The 18,182-nt window shown below is 59.9% G+C and carries 20 protein-coding genes and 1 pseudogene; 13 read left to right on the forward strand and 8 right to left on the reverse strand.

Annotation, left to right across the window (positions count from 1 at the left end):
• Nucleotides 1–175: 175 nt before the first annotated feature.
• Both rhtA and ACA071_RS21550 read left to right on the forward strand, forming a co-directional pair.
• Complete coding sequence (gene rhtA / locus ACA071_RS21545; RefSeq protein WP_497641010.1) at nt 176–1,063, forward strand: threonine/homoserine exporter RhtA; 888 nt, start codon at nt 176–178, stop codon at nt 1,061–1,063.
• Between the two features lie 171 nt (nt 1,064–1,234).
• Nucleotides 1,235–1,516: a hypothetical protein gene (locus tag ACA071_RS21550; RefSeq protein WP_497641011.1), complete on the forward strand. Its 282-nt coding sequence runs from the start codon at nt 1,235–1,237 to the stop codon at nt 1,514–1,516.
• Here ACA071_RS21550 and ACA071_RS21555 read toward each other — a convergent pair.
• The gene (locus ACA071_RS21555) at nt 1,503–2,081 is read right to left on the reverse strand and encodes a TetR/AcrR family transcriptional regulator (protein ID WP_497641012.1); all 579 of its coding nucleotides are present in this window, start codon (nt 2,079–2,081) and stop codon (nt 1,503–1,505) included. The genes ACA071_RS21550 and ACA071_RS21555 overlap by 14 nt on opposite strands.
• A 92-nt stretch (nt 2,082–2,173) precedes the next feature.
• On the opposite strand from ACA071_RS21555, the gene ACA071_RS21560 reads away from it, so the two are divergent.
• Nucleotides 2,174–2,902 (forward strand): SDR family oxidoreductase, encoded by a 729-nt coding sequence (locus ACA071_RS21560; protein WP_497641013.1) that lies wholly within the window; start codon nt 2,174–2,176, stop codon nt 2,900–2,902.
• Between the two features lie 36 nt (nt 2,903–2,938).
• Complete coding sequence (locus ACA071_RS21565; RefSeq protein WP_497641014.1) at nt 2,939–3,529, forward strand: 2-hydroxychromene-2-carboxylate isomerase; 591 nt, start codon at nt 2,939–2,941, stop codon at nt 3,527–3,529.
• Between the two features lie 53 nt (nt 3,530–3,582).
• Here ACA071_RS21565 and ACA071_RS21570 read toward each other — a convergent pair whose 3' ends face one another.
• From ACA071_RS21570 to ACA071_RS21585, 4 genes are all read right to left on the reverse strand, one after another.
• Nucleotides 3,583–5,391, reverse strand: coding sequence for an aminopeptidase P family protein (locus ACA071_RS21570; RefSeq protein ID WP_497641015.1), 1,809 nt, complete (start codon nt 5,389–5,391; stop codon nt 3,583–3,585).
• Nucleotides 5,392–5,459: 68 nt separating this feature from the next.
• On the reverse strand, nt 5,460–6,617 hold the full coding sequence (locus ACA071_RS21575) for a cysteine desulfurase family protein (RefSeq protein ID WP_497641016.1): 1,158 nt from the start codon (nt 6,615–6,617) through the stop codon (nt 5,460–5,462).
• A gap of 163 nt (nt 6,618–6,780) precedes the next feature.
• Entirely contained in the window at nt 6,781–7,395 is a 615-nt protein-coding gene (locus tag ACA071_RS21580; RefSeq protein WP_497641017.1) for a LysE family translocator, read from the reverse strand.
• Nucleotides 7,396–7,496: 101 nt separating this feature from the next.
• Nucleotides 7,497–7,766: a hypothetical protein gene (locus tag ACA071_RS21585; RefSeq protein WP_497641018.1), complete on the reverse strand. Its 270-nt coding sequence runs from the start codon at nt 7,764–7,766 to the stop codon at nt 7,497–7,499.
• A 389-nt stretch (nt 7,767–8,155) separates the two neighbouring features.
• Between ACA071_RS21585 and msuE the strand changes: the two genes are divergently transcribed.
• The 4 genes from msuE to ACA071_RS21605 all read left to right on the forward strand — a co-directional run bounded on the left by msuE (nt 8,156) and on the right by ACA071_RS21605 (nt 12,328).
• On the forward strand, nt 8,156–8,719 hold the full coding sequence (gene msuE, locus ACA071_RS21590) for an FMN reductase (RefSeq protein WP_123510419.1): 564 nt from the start codon (nt 8,156–8,158) through the stop codon (nt 8,717–8,719).
• 10 nt (nt 8,720–8,729) lie between these two features.
• A complete protein-coding gene (ssuD, locus tag ACA071_RS21595) occupies nt 8,730–9,875 on the forward strand; it encodes an FMNH2-dependent alkanesulfonate monooxygenase (RefSeq protein ID WP_497641019.1) in 1,146 nt (381 codons plus the stop codon).
• 139 nt (nt 9,876–10,014) lie between these two features.
• Nucleotides 10,015–11,202 carry an acyl-CoA dehydrogenase family protein gene (locus ACA071_RS21600; RefSeq protein WP_497641020.1) on the forward strand — a complete coding sequence of 396 codons (1,188 nt, stop codon included), beginning with the start codon at nt 10,015–10,017 and terminating at the stop codon, nt 11,200–11,202.
• Nucleotides 11,203–11,224: 22 nt separating this feature from the next.
• Nucleotides 11,225–12,328 carry a sigma-54 interaction domain-containing protein gene (locus tag ACA071_RS21605; RefSeq protein ID WP_123409524.1) on the forward strand — a complete coding sequence of 368 codons (1,104 nt, stop codon included), beginning with the start codon at nt 11,225–11,227 and terminating at the stop codon, nt 12,326–12,328.
• Here ACA071_RS21605 and ACA071_RS21610 read toward each other — a convergent pair whose 3' ends face one another.
• The gene (locus ACA071_RS21610; RefSeq protein ID WP_497641021.1) at nt 12,329–12,694 is read right to left on the reverse strand and encodes an antibiotic biosynthesis monooxygenase; all 366 of its coding nucleotides are present in this window, start codon (nt 12,692–12,694) and stop codon (nt 12,329–12,331) included. It abuts the gene before it with no gap.
• 95 nt (nt 12,695–12,789) lie between these two features.
• Here ACA071_RS21610 and soxR point away from each other — a divergent pair, with 95 nt between their 5' ends.
• Nucleotides 12,790–13,239, forward strand: a complete 450-nt coding sequence (gene soxR / locus ACA071_RS21615) for a redox-sensitive transcriptional activator SoxR (RefSeq protein WP_497641022.1) — start codon at nt 12,790–12,792, stop codon at nt 13,237–13,239.
• A gap of 34 nt (nt 13,240–13,273) precedes the next feature.
• Here the strand turns inward: soxR and ACA071_RS21620 are convergent.
• Nucleotides 13,274–13,828, reverse strand: a pseudogene (locus ACA071_RS21620) (MetQ/NlpA family ABC transporter substrate-binding protein); the annotation flags it as partial.
• Between the two features lie 6 nt (nt 13,829–13,834).
• Nucleotides 13,835–13,960, reverse strand: a complete 126-nt coding sequence (locus ACA071_RS21625; RefSeq protein ID WP_497645418.1) for a hypothetical protein — start codon at nt 13,958–13,960, stop codon at nt 13,835–13,837.
• A 330-nt stretch (nt 13,961–14,290) separates the two neighbouring features.
• Between ACA071_RS21625 and ACA071_RS21630 the strand changes: the two genes are divergently transcribed.
• The 4 genes from ACA071_RS21630 to ACA071_RS21645 all read left to right on the forward strand — a co-directional run bounded on the left by ACA071_RS21630 (nt 14,291) and on the right by ACA071_RS21645 (nt 18,147).
• Nucleotides 14,291–14,749 (forward strand): VOC family protein, encoded by a 459-nt coding sequence (locus tag ACA071_RS21630; protein WP_497641023.1) that lies wholly within the window; start codon nt 14,291–14,293, stop codon nt 14,747–14,749.
• A 139-nt stretch (nt 14,750–14,888) separates the two neighbouring features.
• On the forward strand, nt 14,889–15,764 hold the full coding sequence (locus tag ACA071_RS21635; protein WP_497641024.1) for an alpha/beta fold hydrolase: 876 nt from the start codon (nt 14,889–14,891) through the stop codon (nt 15,762–15,764).
• 97 nt (nt 15,765–15,861) lie between these two features.
• Nucleotides 15,862–17,175 (forward strand): C4-dicarboxylate transporter DctA, encoded by a 1,314-nt coding sequence (gene dctA / locus ACA071_RS21640; protein WP_497641025.1) that lies wholly within the window; start codon nt 15,862–15,864, stop codon nt 17,173–17,175.
• 21 nt (nt 17,176–17,196) lie between these two features.
• Nucleotides 17,197–18,147, forward strand: coding sequence for a LysR substrate-binding domain-containing protein (locus ACA071_RS21645; RefSeq protein ID WP_497641026.1), 951 nt, complete (start codon nt 17,197–17,199; stop codon nt 18,145–18,147).
• Nucleotides 18,148–18,182 lie beyond the last annotated feature (35 nt).

Raw genomic sequence — 18,182 nt, forward strand, 5'->3', positions numbered from 1 at the left:
GCCGGAAGTGGGGCGAATTATAGACTTCCAGAATCTGCCGTCAAGCCCTGATTTAGCTTTTCTATCAAGAGGCGGAAAATCCCTGCTATATATAGACGCGACCGCGACGAATGCGCAGTATATTGCCCAACACGTAAACAATACTTTTGCTTCCTACCTCGGACGATGCCTCGCAATGAATGACCAACCCCGCAGCCTTGCCTCGACCCTCTTCTCGGTTGGCCTGCTATTGATAGCCATGGCATCGATCCAGTCCGGCGCCTCCTTGGCCAAAAGTATGTTCCCCATTGTTGGCGCCCAAGGGACCACCACTCTGAGACTGATCTTTGCCAGCGTGATCATGTTGCTGATCCTGCGTCCCTGGCGAGCCAGGCTCACCGCAAAATCCCTGCGCACCGTCATCATTTACGGGATGGCGCTGGGCGGCATGAACTTCCTCTTCTATATGTCGTTGCGCACCGTCCCGCTCGGCATTGCCGTAGCCCTGGAATTCACCGGCCCGCTAGCCGTCGCTATCTATGCCTCACGGCGCGCCATCGACTTTCTGTGGATCGCGCTCGCCGCGGTGGGCTTGCTGCTATTGATACCTACGGGAGCTACATCGGCCGGGATCGATCTGGTGGGCGCTGGCTATGCACTCGGCGCTGGCGTCTGCTGGGCGTTGTACATCCTGTTTGGCCAAAAGGCCGGCGCCGACAATGGCGTAACGACCGCCGCCCTGGGCGTCATGATTGCCGCACTCTTCGTCGCACCTATCGGTATCGTTCACGCAGGCGCAGCCCTGCTGACCCCATCACTGATCCCCGTGGCTCTGGGCGTTGCCATTCTTTCCACCGCCCTGCCCTATACCCTGGAAATGGTCGCACTGACCCGAATGCCAGCACGCACCTTCGGCACGCTGATGAGCATCGAACCTGCGATCGGCGCGCTCTCAGGCCTGCTGTTCCTTCACGAGTACCTTTCCTTGTCACAGTGGATGGCCATCCTGTGCATCATTCTGGCTTCCGTCGGCGCAACCATGACCATGGGGAGTGCTGCCAAGCCTGCGGTCGCGGCAGATTGATAGCGGATTTGACGAAGCTCTGGTATTTGCCGCTCAATTAGGCCATGTTTAGGCCCGCAAACTAGTGCCACACATGGACTCTTTCAGATAGGGATATCGGAGCGCGTCAAGCGAAAGTAAAAGCGAACGCAGCCAGACCCGGGCGTAAGATCCGGGCGCTTAAGGACAGTAATGAAACGAATTTTGATACTGATCGCCGTACTTGCAGTTGCGGGCTGCGCGGCGACCACGAAAACCCAAGTCAAACACGGCAAGAAAGGACTGCATATCAACTGTTCGGGGCTCTCGTCCTCCTGGGACAAGTGCTACACCAGCGCCGCCAACTCGTGCGCGCCCAAGGGTTACAAGGTGATCGCCAAATCCGGGGACGCCGTGGAAGAGCCCGGTGACTATCCATTCGGCCTCAACCCCGCCGGCTACACCAGTCGCAGCATGATCGTCATTTGCAAGTAGCTTGATGCCGTCCGGCGATCTGGCGGCCAATCTCATCGTGACTGGACTGCAGCACGGTTCGCTGGATATCCGCAGTGGCCAACATACGCGCCACGACCAGCGCACCGATGCATTGCGACAGAATCGCCCACGCCAGGCTGTCGCTGTCCAGAATCCGCGCCCAACTCTCCTGAAGCCGACAAATCCAGAGTTCTGCCTGCTGGCGTACCACCAGGTCTGAGCGGGCAATCTCCGCCCCCAACGCCGGCAAAGCACACCCCGACTCAGGCTGCTCGACATGGGCCATGCTCAGGTAGTGCTTGAGACAGCGTTCAAGCCTGGCGCGATCCGGCTCGCCATGCCCGCCCAGCCGGGCCAGGCTTTGGCATAGTTCTCGCTCGACGATCGCAGCGAACAGCTCATCCTTCGACGAAAAGTGACTGTAGAACGCCCCGCCGCTCAAGCCGATCGCCTTCATCAAACCATCGACACCGACTGTGGCAAAACCAGACGTCTTGGCCGACACCGCGCTGCTTTCCAGCAGCTTCTCTTTTGTTTCCAGCTTGTGATTGGGCGAGTAACGCATTGTCGTGTCCTCAGGATTGATCGCCTTGACGCTGGCCGGATCGTAGCATAACGTTCGTTCAGTTAACGATCGTTTATCAAAGGGATCTACCCATGAATAACAAGAAAGTCGTACTGGTTGTGGGTGCCGGGGATGCTACCGGAGGCGCCATCGCCAAGCGTTTTGCCCAGGAAGGCTTCATTGCCTGCGTTACCCGTCGCAGCGCCGACAAACTCCAGCCGTTGGTGGATGCGATCAAGGCCAGCGGCGGCGAAGCTCACGGGTTTGCCTGTGACGCGCGCAAGGAAGAGGATGTGATTGCGCTGGTCGAGCAAATCGAAACCGAGATCGGCCCCATCGAAGCATTAATCTTCAACATCGGCGCCAACGTGCCGTGCAGCATTCTCGAAGAAACCGCTCGAAAGTATTTCAAGATTTGGGAAATGGCCTGCTTCTCGGGATTCCTCAATGCCCGGGAAGTGGCCAAACGCATGGCGAAACGCCAACAGGGGACGATCCTGTTTACCGGTGCCACCGCTGGCATGCGCGGCGCCGCAGGGTTTGCAGCGTTTGCCGGCGCCAAGCACGGCATACGCGCCCTGGCCCAAAGCATGGCCCGAGAACTCGGGCCAATGAATATCCATGTCGCCCACGTCGTAGTCGATGGCGCCATCGACACCGATTTCATCCGCGACAATTTCCCGGAAAAGTACGCGACCAAGGATCAAGACGGCATCCTCAACCCTGAGCACATCGCCGAGAACTACTGGTATTTGCACAGCCAGCCTCGGGACGCCTGGACGTTCGAGCTCGACCTGCGCCCCTGGAGCGAACGCTGGTAAGCCCTCCCCCACAACAATAAGCAGAGTGCATCGACCATGAGCAAAACCGTGGAGTTTTATTTCGACCTAGGTAGTCCCGCCACCTACCTGGCCTACACCCAACTGCCGAAGATCTGTGCACGGACCGGCAGCCAGTTGATCTATATTCCCCTGCTGCTGGGTGGCGTTTTCAAAGCCACCGGCAATGCCTCACCGGCGACCATTCCGGCCAAGGGTCGCTATATGTTTCAGGATCTGGACCGCTACGCCAAACGCTACGGCGTGCCGCTGAAGTTCAACCCGCATTTCCCGATCAATACGCTGATGTTGATGCGCGCCGTCATGGGCATGCAACTGCGTCATCCGCAGCGTTTCCAGGCATTTATAGATTGTCTGTTCACTGCGCTGTGGGTCGAAGGTCACAGCCTCAATGACCCGGCGACCGTGGCGGCCGTGCTGACGCAGAATGGTTTTGACCCGAACGAGGTGCTGGCCCTGACCGCCGACGAGGAAGTCAAAGCCGCCCTCAAGGACAACACCGAGAAGGCGGTGCAGCGCGGCGTGTTCGGTGCGCCGAGCATGTTTATCGATAATCAGCTGTTCTTCGGCCAGGACCGGTTGGACTTCGTCGTTGAAGCACTGAGTTAAGTCCTGCCAACGACATGAGCCAGGCGCCCGATAGAGCGCCTGGCTCAATCCGTTCAGATAGACGCAGTCCGAGTGTTCAACCATTCAAGCGCAGCACCGTCGAGCAACGGGCTCAAGCGCTGACGTACTTCAGCGTGATAGCCGTTGAACCACTGTTTCTCGTCCTCAGTCAGCAGCGACGGCTCCAGGCAGCGGGTGTCGATCGGGCACAGGGTCAAGGTTTCAAACTTCAGGAATTCACCGAATTCGCTTTTGCCCGCCTCGCGGTTCAACACCAGGTTTTCGATCCGCACACCCCAGCGACCCGGACGATAAGTCCCTGGCTCGATGGAGGTGATCATCCCCGGCTGCATCGCGGTTTGTGGTGCCGCCGCGGCTTGATAGGCAATTACTTGCGGGCCTTCGTGAACGTTGAGGAAGTAGCCGACGCCGTGACCGGTGCCGTGACCATAATCGACGCTCTCCGCCCAGATCGGCGCGCGGGCGATGGCGTCCAGCAACGGCGACAAGATCCCTTTTGGGAACTGCGCCCGGGACAAAGCGATCACGCCCTTGAGCACCCGCGTGCAATCGCGCTTCTGCTCATCGGTTGGCGTACCGACCGGCACCATCCGGGTAATGTCGGTGGTGCCGCCCAAGTACTGGCCGCCGGAGTCGATCAACAATAGACCGTCACCTTCGATCACCGCGTGTTCTTCTTCAGTGGCGTGGTAATGCGGCATCGCGCCGTTGGCGTTGAATGCGGCAATGGTGTTGAAACTCAGCGACACATAATCCGGACGCCGCATGCGCGCTGCAGTCAGGTGTTCGTCGATGGTCAGTTCGGTGATGCGCTCACGGCCCCACGCCGACTCCAGCCAGGCGAAGAATTCGCACAGCGCCGCGCCGTCCTGTTCCATGGCCTGGCGGATGTGTTCAGCGTCGGCCAGGCTTTTTTGCGATTTGGCCAGGGTGGTCGGATTCAGGCCTTCCAACAGTTTCACGCCGCTGTTCAGGTTTTCCAGCAATCCGGCGGTGACGCGGGCCGGATCGACTTGCAGGCTCGCCCCGCTCGGCACAGCGCGCAAGGCGTCGGCCACTTCGCTGTAATCGCGCAGGGTCACGCCGTCCTGTTCGAGGATGGCGCGCAGTTCGGCGCTGACTTTGCTCAGAGCCACAAACAAAGTCGCCTGTTGCTGGCTGATCAAGGCGAAGGACACAAACACCGGGTTGAACGACACGTCGCCGCCGCGCAGGTTGAACAGCCAGGCGATGTCATCAAGGGTGGCAATGAAATGCCAGTCGGCACCGCGCGCTGCAAGCGTTTCGCGCAACTTGGCGAGTTTTTCGCCGCGGCTCACAGTCGCTTGCGGTGGTAAGTGTTGATAGATCGGCTCGTTCGGCAGGCTTGGGCGATCGCTCCAGACTTCGCTGAGCAGATCGATATCAGTGCGCAGACGAGCGCCGCGCTCTTCGAGTTTGCCGCCCAACGTACGTGCCGACGCCACGGCCATCACCGCACCATCAACTGCAACCACACCACCTTCAGGGGTTTGCTCGGCCAGCCAGTCCAGCGGGCTCGGTTGACCCGGTTGCAGCTTGACCAACTCGATGCCGCTGCCCTTGAGTTCCTTGCTCGCTTGCTCCCAGTAGCGGCTGTCGGCCCAGACCCCGGCGAAATCCGGCGTAACAATCAGGGTGCCCACCGAACCGTGGAAGCCCGACAGCCATTGCCGTCCTTGCCAGTAACCCGGCAGGTATTCCGACAGGTGTGGGTCGGCCGACGGCACCAGCAGGGCGTGAATGCCCTCCCGGCTCATCAGTTCACGGGTTTGCGCCAGGCGCTGGGATACCAATCCATTGGTCAAAGGCTGCGTACTCATCATGTCTCCTGCTAACCACTTCATCATTATTGTTGAGTGCCGATCTGAGTCGGCGCTGCTTTAACGGCTTATTGCCAGAACGCCGGCGCGCTGGCGGAGGCTGCTTTAATCAGTTCGACCGCTTGGTCGATATCCTGCTCGGTGGTGAACCGTCCCAGGCTCAAGCGGATGGTGCGACCCGCCGAACGGGCGTCGTGCCCCAAGGCTAGCAGCACATGGGAGGGAGCATTGCTGGCGGAGTTGCAGGCCGAGGTCGCGGAAAACGCGATCGAATGGCCCAACGCCGTTGCATTGAACTCGCCTTCGCCGAAGGTCAGGCTCAGGGTGTGAGGGATGCGTCGCGTTGCGCTGCCATTGAGGCGCACGCCCGGAATACTCAATAGTTGTTCGAGCAAGCGCTCGCGCAGATGAACGATGGTGGCTTTCTCGTCTTCGAACAAGGTCGCCGCCAACGCAAACGCTTCGCCCATGGCCACGATCTGGTGAGTGGCCAGGGTGCCGGAACGCAACCCGCCCTCGTGACCGCCGCCGTGGATCTGCGCCTGCAAGCGCTGTTGCGCCCGCGGGCCGACGTATAGCGCGCCGATGCCTTTGGGGCCGTAGATCTTGTGCGCGGAAAATGACATCAGGTCCACCGGCCATTCGGCCAGATCGATCACGACTTTACCCGCCCCCTGGGCCGCGTCGACGTGAAACAACGCGTCACGATTACGCACCACCTGGCCGATGGCCGGGATGTCGTTGACCGTGCCCAATTCGTTATTGACCAGCATCAGCGACACCAGAAAGGTGTCGTCGCGCAGGGCTTCGCTGACCGCTTGCGGGGTAATCAGACCTTCGGCATCCGGCACCAGATAAGTGACCGCCACACCGGCGTCCTGCAATTGTTTCGCGGTGTCGAGAATTGCCTTGTGTTCAATCTGGCTGGTGATGATGTGGCCGCCGGACACACCTCGGGCCTGGGCGACGCCCTTCAAGGCCAGGTTGTTGGATTCGGTGGCGCCGGAGGTCCAGACGATCTGATCCGCCTGGGCACCCACCAGTTCGGCGACTTGCTGGCGTGCCTGCTCGACCGATTGCCGGGCCTGTTGGCCAAACGCATGGGAACTGGACGCCGGGTTGCCGAAATTGCCGTTGAAACCCAGACACTCGACCATGACCTTGATGACCCGCTCATCCACCGGCGTGGTGGCGGCGTAATCGAAATACAACGGACGTTTATTCATAAAAAGGCTCGCAGAGCGTGTTCCGGGATCAGGTATGCGGGATGAGGACACCAGCAATACCTGATCGGATGCTGTTAAAGAAATACGACTTCATTTCAAAGTGCGTAGGAACGCTCCTGAAGTCGAGCTTAACAGGCATCGGGCAACCGGTTGAAGCAATGCGTCAGCTAAAGCTTTCGATCAACAACGGATACAGCGAAGCCACCAGCAGCAAGGCCATGCCCCAGTTGAAGATCCGCAACCAGCGGCGATCTTTCAACACATTGCGCAACAAAGTACCGCAACCCGCCCAGACGCCGACGCTCGGCAGATTGATCAAGGCAAAAACCGCAGCAATCACAATCACATTGGTGAAATAGCCCTGCATCGGCGTGTAGGTGCTGATGGCGCCAATGGCCATGATCCAGGCCTTGGGATTGACCCACTGAAACGCCGCAGCACTGAGGTAACTGATCGGTTTGCTCTCACCCTTTTCGCTCTCGGAGACAGGCCCGGAGTGGGCAATTTTCCATGCCAGATACAGCAAATAGGCCGCTCCGACATAACGCAAAACGGTGTAGAGCAACGGATAGGTTTTAAACACCGCGCCCAGGCCAAAACCCACCGCGACCACCAATACGAAGAAGCCGCAGGTGATGCCGAGCATATGGGGGATGGTGCGGTTAAAGCCGAAATTCACACCCGATGCCAGCAACATGGTGTTGTTCGGGCCGGGGGTGATGGAGGTCACGAGGGCAAACAGGGCAAAGCCCAGCAGCAGATCGAGCGAGAGCGTCATCGGTGGCAGTCCGTCAGGGTCAGTCAGGTATTGACCCTATCGCACACCTGCCGGGAAACCCACGGACAGTTGCGTAAAAGTTCGAGCAGTACAGTCGCTGTTTAGCTTGGACGACCGTGAAGGTGTACGGCACGTTCGGCGTTCATTTCGCCCTGGCTATCGAAGCCAAAAGACTTTTGCGGCTGGCCGAGCAGTGCAGCTTTTTTCGAGTGGTACTCATCGAAGGACAACCCTTGGCGGTTCAACGCTTCCAGCGCCAGTTCCTTGCTTTCTTCAGCGGTGTAGGGCCGCAGTTCCGGGGAAACATGGCTGGCACATCCGGCGAGAACGGAAACGGCGAGCAGCAGGGAAACAGTGAGTAAGCGGTTCATGGGGAGCGTCCTGACAAGGTTGTGTTTGGCGATAGGTGAAGGCTACGCCCGACCCGGGTCTGGCAGAAATCAACGCTCTCGATAGTGGCTATCAGGATCAAAACATCGCCAGCCGCATATTCGTTAAAGATCTATAAATATCTTTTAATGATCTTTTACGGAATAACAGCGAGGCTTTATAACAACAACATCGCTCAACCCGCTGTTGCCCACGCAACTGTTTGCCTGGCAACAGTCATTCAACAAACAGCCCTGCCAATCGCACAGTTCGCCCCGACCACGGCGCTGCAAGCCCCGGAAATCGGGCCTCCGAAGGATTGGTACAGGTCTTGCTCAAGCCCAGTGACTCTTCACTGCTCCCTGAGCAACTGTTTAAAAAGGAACTGATCATGTCGCGTCCACTGAAAGTCGTTGCCCTCTCCGGCGGTACCTGGCGTCCGTCCCGTACCTTGGTGCTGACCCAAGCGCTGTTGGCCGAACTCGGTGAACAGTTGCCGATCGAGAGCAAGCTGATCGAACTGGGCGACATCGCCCGACCATTGGGCGCTGCCCTCGCCCGTCAGGAATTGAGTGCCGAGATCGAGGCCGAGCTGCAAGCCATCGAAAGCGCCGACCTGCTGATCGTCGCCGCGCCGGTTTATCGCGGTTCCTACCCTGGCCTGCTCAAGCACCTGTTCGACCTGATCGACCTCAATGCGCTGATCAACACCCCGGTGCTGCTGGCCGCCACCGGTGGCAGCGAGCGTCATGCGCTGGTGCTCGATCATCAGCTGCGACCGCTGTTCAGTTTCTTCCAGGCCCTGACCCTGCCGATTGGTGTCTACGCCACCGAAGCCGATTTCTCGAATTATCAAATAACCAGTGAGCCCTTGAAGGCCCGCATTCGTCTTGCTGCAGAACGCGCCGCGCCGTTGTTTGGCGTGCACCCCAAAAATCTGCTGAAAATCGCTTAAGGATCTCTTCATGGATGTTTTCTGGTTTCTGCCCACCCATGGCGATGGCCATTACCTGGGCACCACCCAGGGCGCCCGCCCGGTGACGCTTAACTATTTGAAACAAGTGGCTCAGGCCGCCGACAGTCTTGGCTACCACGGTGTGTTGATTCCTACCGGGCGCTCCTGCGAAGACTCGTGGGTGATTGCCTCGGCATTGGTGCCGCTGACCGAGCGCCTGAAATATCTGGTGGCGATTCGTCCGGGGATCATCTCGCCAACCGTTTCGGCGCGCATGGCCGCCACGCTGGATCGACTGTCTAACGGCCGCTTGTTGATCAACGTAGTAACCGGCGGCGACCCGGATGAAAACCGGGGCGACGGGATCTTCCTCGATCACAGCGAACGCTACGAAGTCACCGACGAATTCCTGCAAATCTGGCGTCGGGTGCTGCAAGGTGAATCGGTAGATTTCGAAGGTAAACACCTACAGGTGCAGAACGCCAAGGCGTTGTATCCGCCGGTGCAGAAACCGTATCCGCCGTTGTACTTCGGTGGCTCATCGGAAGCGGCCCATGAACTCGCCGCCGAGCAAGTGGACGTGTACCTGACCTGGGGCGAGCCACCGGATGCCGTGGCGGAAAAACTCGCCGATGTGCGTGAACGTGCCGCGCGTAACGGGCGCACGGTGAAGTTCGGGATTCGCCTGCATGTGATCGTTCGCGAGACGGCCGAAGAAGCGTGGAAAGCGGCGGACAAATTGATCGAGCACATCAGCGACGAAACCATCGCCGCCGCGCAGAAGTCGTTTTCGCGGTTTGATTCCGAAGGTCAGCGGCGCATGGCCGCGCTGCATGACGGGCGTCGCGACAACCTGGAAATCGCCCCTAACCTCTGGGCCGGTGTCGGCTTGGTGCGCGGCGGTGCCGGGACTGCGCTGGTGGGTGATCCGCAGCAAGTCGCGGCGCGGATCAAGGAGTATGCGGACCTGGGGATCGAGAGCTTTATCTTCTCCGGCTATCCGCACCTTGAAGAGGCATATCGCTTTGCCGAGCTGGTGTTCCCGTTGTTGCCAGAGCCTTACGCGAGTCTGGCCGGACGTGGCGTGACCAACCTCACCGGGCCGTTTGGCGAAATGATCGCCAATGATGTGCTGCCCACCAAAGCCACGGCCTGACCGCCACGCCTGATCGTTCCCACGCTCTGCGTGGGAATGCAGCCCGTGACGCTCCGCGTCACTGGACGCGGAGCGTCCCCAGAGGCATTCCCACGCAGAGCGTGGGAACGATCGGTCACCAGAAAAAAGGAACCCCCGCGTGCCGGCCAAACCACAAAGCGCCCTGCTATCCCCCTTGCACACCGCTCGCCAACTGGCGGCCGAGTTCGCCCTGACTGCCGTCGAGCGCGACGAACGCGGCGGTACGCCCAAGGCCGAACGTGACGCTTTGCGTCACAGCGGTCTGCTCGCCTTAAGCATTCCCACCCAGTACGGCGGCCTCGGCGCCAGCTGGAGTGAAACCCTGACTATCGTGCGCGAGTTCGCCAAGGTCGACAGTTCGATTGCCCATGTTTTCGGCTTCCACCACTTGATGCTCGCCACCGTGCGCCTGTTCGCCAAACCTGAACAATGGCAGCCGTGGTTCGAACAAACCGCGCGCAAGAACTGGTTCTGGGGCAATGCCCTGAATCCGCTGGACACCCGCTCCGTGGTGAAGAACCTCGGCGGCTGGCGCGAGTTTTCCGGCAAGAAAAGCTTCTGCTCCGGCGCCAGCGATTCACAAATGCTGATCGCCTCGGCGGTCGACGAAAGCGCCGGTGGCAAGCTGTTGATCGCCGCGATTCCCAGCGGTCGCAGCGGCATCACCCTGCACAACGACTGGAACAACATGGGCCAGCGCCAGACCGACAGCGGCAGCGCCACGTTTGAACGGGTGCGCGTCGAAGAGTCGGAATTGCTGCTCGATCCCGGTCCGTTGAGCACACCGTTCGCCTGCCTGCGGCCATTGATCGCTCAGTTGACCTTCACTCACATGTTCCTCGGCATTGCCGAAGGTGCGTTTGAAGAAGCGCGGCAATACACCCTCACCGAAACCCGGCCCTGGCATAAATCCAGTGCCCAGGATGTGCGCGAAGACCCGTATGTACTCAGCCACTACGGCGAGTTCTGGGTCGCCCTCGAAGGTGTCCGATTGTTGGTGGAACGCGCCGCCGACCTGCTCGACAAGGCCTGGGCCAAGGGCCCGAATCTCAGCGCCGAAGAGCGCGGACATCTGGCGACGGCGATTGCCACGGCCAAGGTCGCCGCCACACGCAATGGCCTGGAACTCTGTAGCCGCTTGTTCGAAGTCACCGGCGCGCGCTCGACCCACGCCTCGCTGCGACTGGACCGCCACTGGCGCAACCTGCGCACGCAAACCCTGCACGACCCGGTGGATTACAAACTCCATGAACTGGGTGATTGGGCGTTGAACCAGTCCCTGCCGATTCCGACTTTCTATTCCTGACCTTCTCTTCATGGAGCCTGCCATGCAACTGCTGACCCTACCGCCTTCACCCGCCCTGGCCACGTCGATCCGTGCCACCGCGCAAGTGTTCGAAGACCCGAAATCCCAGGCCTTGCTCGCGCATTTGCAACAGGTCGCGCCGAGTGAAGCCAGCGTGCTGATCATCGGTGAAACCGGCACCGGCAAAGAGCTGGTGGCGCGGCATATCCACAACCTCAGCGCCCGGCGCAACCGGCCGTTCGTGGCGGTGAACTGCGGCGCGTTTTCCGAATCCCTGGTGGAAGCCGAGTTGTTCGGCCATGAGAAAGGCGCTTTTACCGGGGCGTTGAGCGCCAAGGCCGGATGGTTCGAAGAGGCGGATGGCGGCACCTTGTTCCTCGACGAAATCGGCGATTTGCCGATGGCGATCCAGGTCAAGTTGCTGCGGGTGTTGCAGGAGCGTGAAGTGGTGCGCCTCGGCTCGCGCAAGAGCATTCCCATCGACGTGCGGGTACTGGCAGCGACCAATGTGCAACTGGAGAAAGCCATCAACGCCGGGCATTTCCGTGAGGATCTGTATTACCGCCTCGACGTGGTCAGCCTGGAATTGAGCCCGCTGCGCGATCGTCCCGGCGACATCCTGCCGCTGACTCGACACTTCGTCGAAGCCTACAGCCAGCGCCTCGGTTACGGCACCATTACCATCAGCAAAGAAGCCGAGCTGAAACTGCGCAGCTACAGCTGGCCGGGCAATATCCGCGAGCTGGAAAACGTCATTCACCACACCCTGCTGATCTGCCGTAACGGCGTGATCGAACGGGATGACCTGCGTCTGTCGAACATGCGCATCGAGCGTCAGGACGATCACCACGGCACGGTCGACGATTCGCCGGAAGCCTTGCTCGACCGCGCCTTTCAAAAGCTCTTTGAGGAACAGGCCGGGGCGCTGCACGAAAAAGTCGAAGATGCCTTACTGCGCGCGGCGTATCGCTTCAGTCATTACAACCAGGTGCACACCGCTGCTTTGCTGGGGTTGAGCCGCAACGTGACCCGCACGCGGCTGATCAAGATCGGCGAACTGGCGGTGAACAAGCGCCGGCCCACGGAAAACGTCCAGGGCGAGCGCTTGATGCAGTTGTCGATCTAACTAGCTCACTAGGTTGCAATGCAGCGCATCGTCGTGACTGCGCTCCAGGCTGTGCAGCACCTGAAATGAACCGAAGGTCACGGTTTTCGCCTGATGGGCGCGGATCAGATGCCAGAAATCCTGTTCGCCACTTTCAAAGCGCTGGAACGCGGCTTCCCCGGCCTCGCGGGATTGCCATTGCAGGTAATTGAGCACCCGTCGGCCATCGTCGCTGGCCTGGATGCTGGCACTCAGGAACCCGCTGAAATCCTGGGCCAGGCGCTCGGTCTGTGCGGACAGCGCCGACACCAGTGCCGGTTGTTGATGAGGTTCGATCTCGAATTCGATCAATTGGGTGAAACTGCGGTTTTTCTCTGACGTTTGCATGAATAGTCCCCACTCACCTGAAAACCGGACCTTGCGATCCGAAGGCCTGCAGGGTAAAACCTCTAGTTAACTAGAGGTCAAGGGGCATTTTGCAAATGGTCACCTCGGAAAATCTGCACAAGGAACTCACTGTCGGCCAAGTGGCTGCCCGCAGCGGCGTGGCCGTGACCGCCCTGCACTTCTATGAAACCAAGGGTTTGATCAAAAGCCATCGCAATCAGGGCAACCAGCGGCGTTATCCGCGTGAAGTATTGCGGCGAGTGGCGTTGATCAAGGTCGCGCAGCGGCTGGGAGTTCCGTTGGCGGAGATCGCCGCGGCGCTGCAATCCTTGCCGGACAACCGCGCGCCGACGGCGGCGGACTGGCAGGTGTTGTCGGCGCAGTGGAGTCGGTATCTGGATCAGCGGATTCATCAGCTGACCTTGCTGCGGGACCGGCTCAATGGCTGCATCGGCTGTGGGTGTTTGTCGATGGAGGCGTGTCCGTTGCGTAACTTTGGCGATGTGCTGGGGGAGCAAGGGACGGGAGCGCAGCTCCTCGAGTAATGATCGTTCCCACGCTCCGCGAGGGAACGATCATTTAGAAACCGGGCGCTATCTGCCCTTTATAGCGGGTCAAGATGAACTGCCTAACTTCATCGGAATTCAACGCCTTGGCCAGTTTCTGAATCCGCGGGTCATTGATGTTGTCCGGGCGGGCGACGAGGAATTCGATGTACAGGCTCTTGCCCTTCTCGACGATCAACGCGCTGTTGGTGTCGATCCCCGCTTCCAGCGCATAGTTGGCAAACACAAACGCCAAATCCACCTGGCTTACCGACCGCGCCAGTAATGCCCCTTCCAGCTCACGAATCTTCAGGTGTTTCGGGTTGTCGATAATGTCCCGTTGCGTGGCCAAGGTGTTGCTCGGGTCCTTGAGTTTGATCAGCCCTGCCTCATGCAGCAGCAGCAACGCACGGCCGGTGTTCACCGGGTCATTGGGGATCGACACGCTGGCGCCATCCTTCAATTCGCTGATGTTTTTGATCCTGGTCGAATACGCGCCGAACGGCTCGATGTGCACGCCGACCACCGGCACCAAATCGGTCTGGCGGGTCTTGTTGAAATCATCGAGGAACGGTCGGTACTGGTAATAGTAGTTTTAGCGTCGGCTGTAACGCGCCACCAGGCGGTCGCCGGTCATTTGCAGGGCTTGCACCAGGATCAGCGTGTCGAGACAGGCCTGGGCGATGTCGGCCCAATAGGTGTTTTTAAACCACTCGGCCATGGTCAGGACCAGTCGTGGCGTGGCGGTTTAACGCCGTTGAGCAGCCAGTTGCCGGATAAATGGCAGATCCAGGCATACAAGACTCTCGACAACACGGTTTTGAGAGGGTCATTACAGCTTCTGTGCCGACCGCATCGGCCAATGCTTACGGGGGTTTCGCGGGTTTCGTGGTGATAAACCCGAGCAATCTGCTGCTTCGCTGTTGATGGCTGAACAGTGGCGCTGCTGCTCGTCGGGCACCCGGTTGCCGAAATGGCGCTGACCTATAGTTATTCGACCGGAAATCGGCGAAGGAACACCTTCAACTCACAACAAAAAGGGAGAACCGTCATGAGCGTCAAACCCATTCCAGAGGGTTATCACAGCATCACCCCCTACCTCGGCATCCAGAAAGCCGCCGAAGCCATCGAGTTCTACAAAAAAGCCTTTGGCGCCATCGAAGTGATGCGCCTGAGCATGCCCGACGGCGGCATCGGCCACGCCGAACTGCGTATCGGCGACTGCCCGATCATGCTCGGCACGCCGTGCGATCAAGGGCCGTTGAGCAATCCGGACACATCACCGTCCGTGGGGTTGCACTTGTATGTGACCGATGTCGACAAGTCCTATAAACAGGCGATTGACGCCGGTGGCACGGTGGTGTCCGAGGTCAAGGATCAGTTTTATGGCGACCGCTCGGGGACCTTGAAGGATCCCTATGGGCATTTGTGGTTTTTGGCGACGCGCAAGGAGGATTTGACTCAGGAACAGATTGAGCAGCGGGCGAAGGAGATGTTTAGCCAGGCTTGAACACCCCGATCGTTCCCACGCTCCGCGTGGGAACGATCGTGGCTCAACACACTTCATGAACAACCGCCCCACGCTTTGCGCCTTGCCGTAACCGCCGAACAATTTCAGGATGCAGGCAACTACAACAAGGAGTCATCCCATGTTCGCCGGATTCCTGAAAGACCAGCGCCACGTCAACGGCGTGGACATTGCCTACCGCATCGGCGGCAACGGGCCGGGCCTGCTGCTGTTGCACGGTCACCCGCAGACCCACGTCATATGGCACAAGATCGCCGAGCAACTGACCGAGCATTTCACCGTGGTCGCCGCCGACCTGCGCGGCTATGGCGACAGCGGCAAACCGCCGGCCAACGATCACCACACCAATTACTCCAAACGGGAAATGGCCAAGGACGGCGTCGAGCTGATGAAGTCCCTGGGCTTCGAGCAGTTCTCGGTGCTGGCCCACGACCGTGGCGCCCGGGTCGCCCATCGCCTGGCGCTGGATCATCCCGATGCCGTGCAACGCATGGTGCTGCTCGACATCGCCCCGACCTTGTCGATGTACGCGCAAACCAACGAAGCGTTCGCCCGTGCTTATTGGCACTGGTTCTTCCTGATCCGCCCGGCGCCGCTGCCGGAAACCCTGATCGAGGCCGATCCAGAGTCGTACCTGCGTAGTGTGATGGGCAGCCGCAGCGCCGGGCTCAAGCCGTTCACACCTGAAGCGTTCGGCGAATACCTGCGTTGCCTGAAACTACCCGGCACCGCCCGGGGCATCTGCGAGGACTACCGCGCCAGCGCCAGCATCGACCTGGACCACGACCGCGCCGATCTCGACGCCGGCCGCCATCTGAATTTGCCCCTGCTGGTGTTATGGGGCGCCGAAGGCACGGTCGGCCGTTGCTTCGAGCCACTCAAGGAATGGCAACTCGTGGCCACCGACGTGCGCGGTAAAGCGCTACCCGCCGGCCATTACATCGCCGAAGAAGCCCCCGAGCTGTTGCTCGCCGAAGTTCTGGGTTTCCTGCGCTGACACCCGCGCTCTACTGACCTGAATCCACCTCCCACCGCGGGCCGTCGCTGGCCCGCGCGGGATCGTCATGCCCAAAAACCGTCTCGAGATAATAAAAATGACAATCAGAAAACTGCTGGGAACCCTCTATGTGCAGGTGCTTATCGCCATCGCGATGGGCATTGCGATCGGGCATTACTGGCCGCAAGTCGGAATCGATCTCAAGCCGTTGGGCGACGGTTTCATCAAGCTGATCAAGATGATCATCGGCCCGATCATCTTCTGCACCGTGGTCTCCGGGATCACCAGCATGCACGACGTGAAACAGGTGGGCCGGGTCGGCGGCAAGGCGCTGCTGTATTTCGAAGTGGTGTCCAGCATCGCGCTGTTGATCGGCTTGCTCGCTGCCCATGCGTTGCATCCGGGCGCCGGTTTCAACATTGACGTGAAGACTCTGGATTCGTCAGCCATCGCCGGTTTCGTCGGCCAGGCCCAACACGGCGAAGGCGTGACCGGGTTTCTGTTGCATGTGATTCCGACGACGTTTTTTGAAGCGTTTTCCCAAGGCGAAATCCTGCCGGTGCTGTTTGTGTCGGTGCTGTTCGGGATTGCGCTGGTGATGGTCGGAGAGAAAGGTCGGCCGCTGGTGGGCATCATCAACCAGGCCAGCGAGGTGTTTTTCCGCATCGTCGGGATCATCAGCCGCGTCGCGCCGATCGGTGCCTTTGGTGCGATCGCGTTCACCATCGGCAAGTACGGCCTCGGCTCGTTGTTGCCGCTGCTGAAACTGATCGGCACCTTCTATCTGACCGCGTTTATCTTCGTTGCCTGTGTGCTGGGCAGCATCGCCCGCTACGCCGGATTCAGCATTTTCAAACTGCTGGCGTACATCAAGGCTGAGCTGTTGATCGTGCTCGGCACCAGTTCTTCGGAATCGGCGCTGCCGCAGTTGATCCAGAAACTGGAAAGCCTTGGCGCGTCGAAAGGCGTGGTCGGCATCGTGGTACCGACCGGTTACACGTTTAACCTTGACGGTACCAACATCTATATGACCCTGGCGGTGTTGTTCCTGGCCCAGGCGACCAACATCGACCTGACGCTGGAGCAACAACTGACCTTGCTGGCGGTGGCGATGCTCACCTCAAAAGGTGCCGGCGCCGTGGTCGGCGCCGGTTTCGTTGCATTGGCGGCGAGCCTGGCGGTGGTGCCGACTGTGCCGGTGGCGGCGATGGTGTTGATCCTCGGTGTCGACCGGTTCATGGCGGAATGCCGGTCCCTGACCAACATCATCGGCAACGCCGTGGCAGCCTTGGTGGTGGCCGCGTGGGAAGGCGAACTGGACCGCAGCAAAATGGCGCCGATTGCCCTCAAGCGCGGGCGACATGCCCGGGCGGCTGCGGCCAAGATTGCCGCTGAACTCTCCACCAAATAAGTCCCTGCAAACAGCGATGCTATGCTGGCGGCTCATGCCGCCACTGCTCGTTCTGTCATGACCCTCAAGAAAGACACCGTGCCCCTACCCGAAGATTTGCGTGTATTGCTCACCGTCATCCGCAAAAGCGGTTTCGCCGCAGCGGCCGATGAGTTGGGCCTGTCCCCTGCTTATGTCAGCAAGCGTATCCAGATTCTCGAAACCACCCTCGGCACGCGCCTGCTGCATCGCACCAGCCGCCGCATCGCGTTGACCGAGGACGGTGAACGGGTGCAACGCTGGGCCCTGCGCATTCTCGATGACTTCCAGCAACTGCACGACGAACTCTCCGACGCCCACGACAGCCCTCGCGGGCGTTTGCACTTGTGCAGCAGCTTCGGCTTCGGTCGTAATCATGTGGCGCCGGCCGTGTCGCTGTTGGCCGAGCGTTACCCGGAACTGGAAATTCGCCTGGACCTGTTTGATCGGGTAGTGGACATCGTCAGCGAAGGCTTCGACCTGGAGATCCGCGTCGGCGATGACATTCCCGGCCAGCACATCGGTCGGCGCCTGGTGAGTAATCGGCGGGTGTTATGCGCGGCCCCCACTTATCTGCAACGCCACGGCACGCCGCAGACGCTGGCGGATCTGGAGCAGCATCATTGCCTGGTGATCAAGGAGCGCGACAACGCGTTCGGCATCTGGAACCTGGAACGCGACGGGGTTCAGGAGAGTGTGCGGGTCAGCGGGCCGTTGTCGTCCAACAACGGCGAGATTGTCTTGCAGTGGGCACTGGACGGGCGCGGGGTGTTGCTGCGTTCATTGTGGGATGTGAAACCGTTGCTGGAGCAAGGGCGGTTGGTGCAGGTGCTGGCGGATTACACCCAGAGTGCGAATGTGTGGGCGGTGTATCCGACGCGGTTGGCGTATTCCGGGAAGTTGCGCGCGTGTGTGGAGTTTTTGCAGGAGCATTTCAAGGGCTTGTCGGTTTAGCAGATCAAGGTCAAAAGATCGCAGGCTTCGCCAGC

The organism is Pseudomonas sp. LBUM1646 (assembly GCF_059716165.1).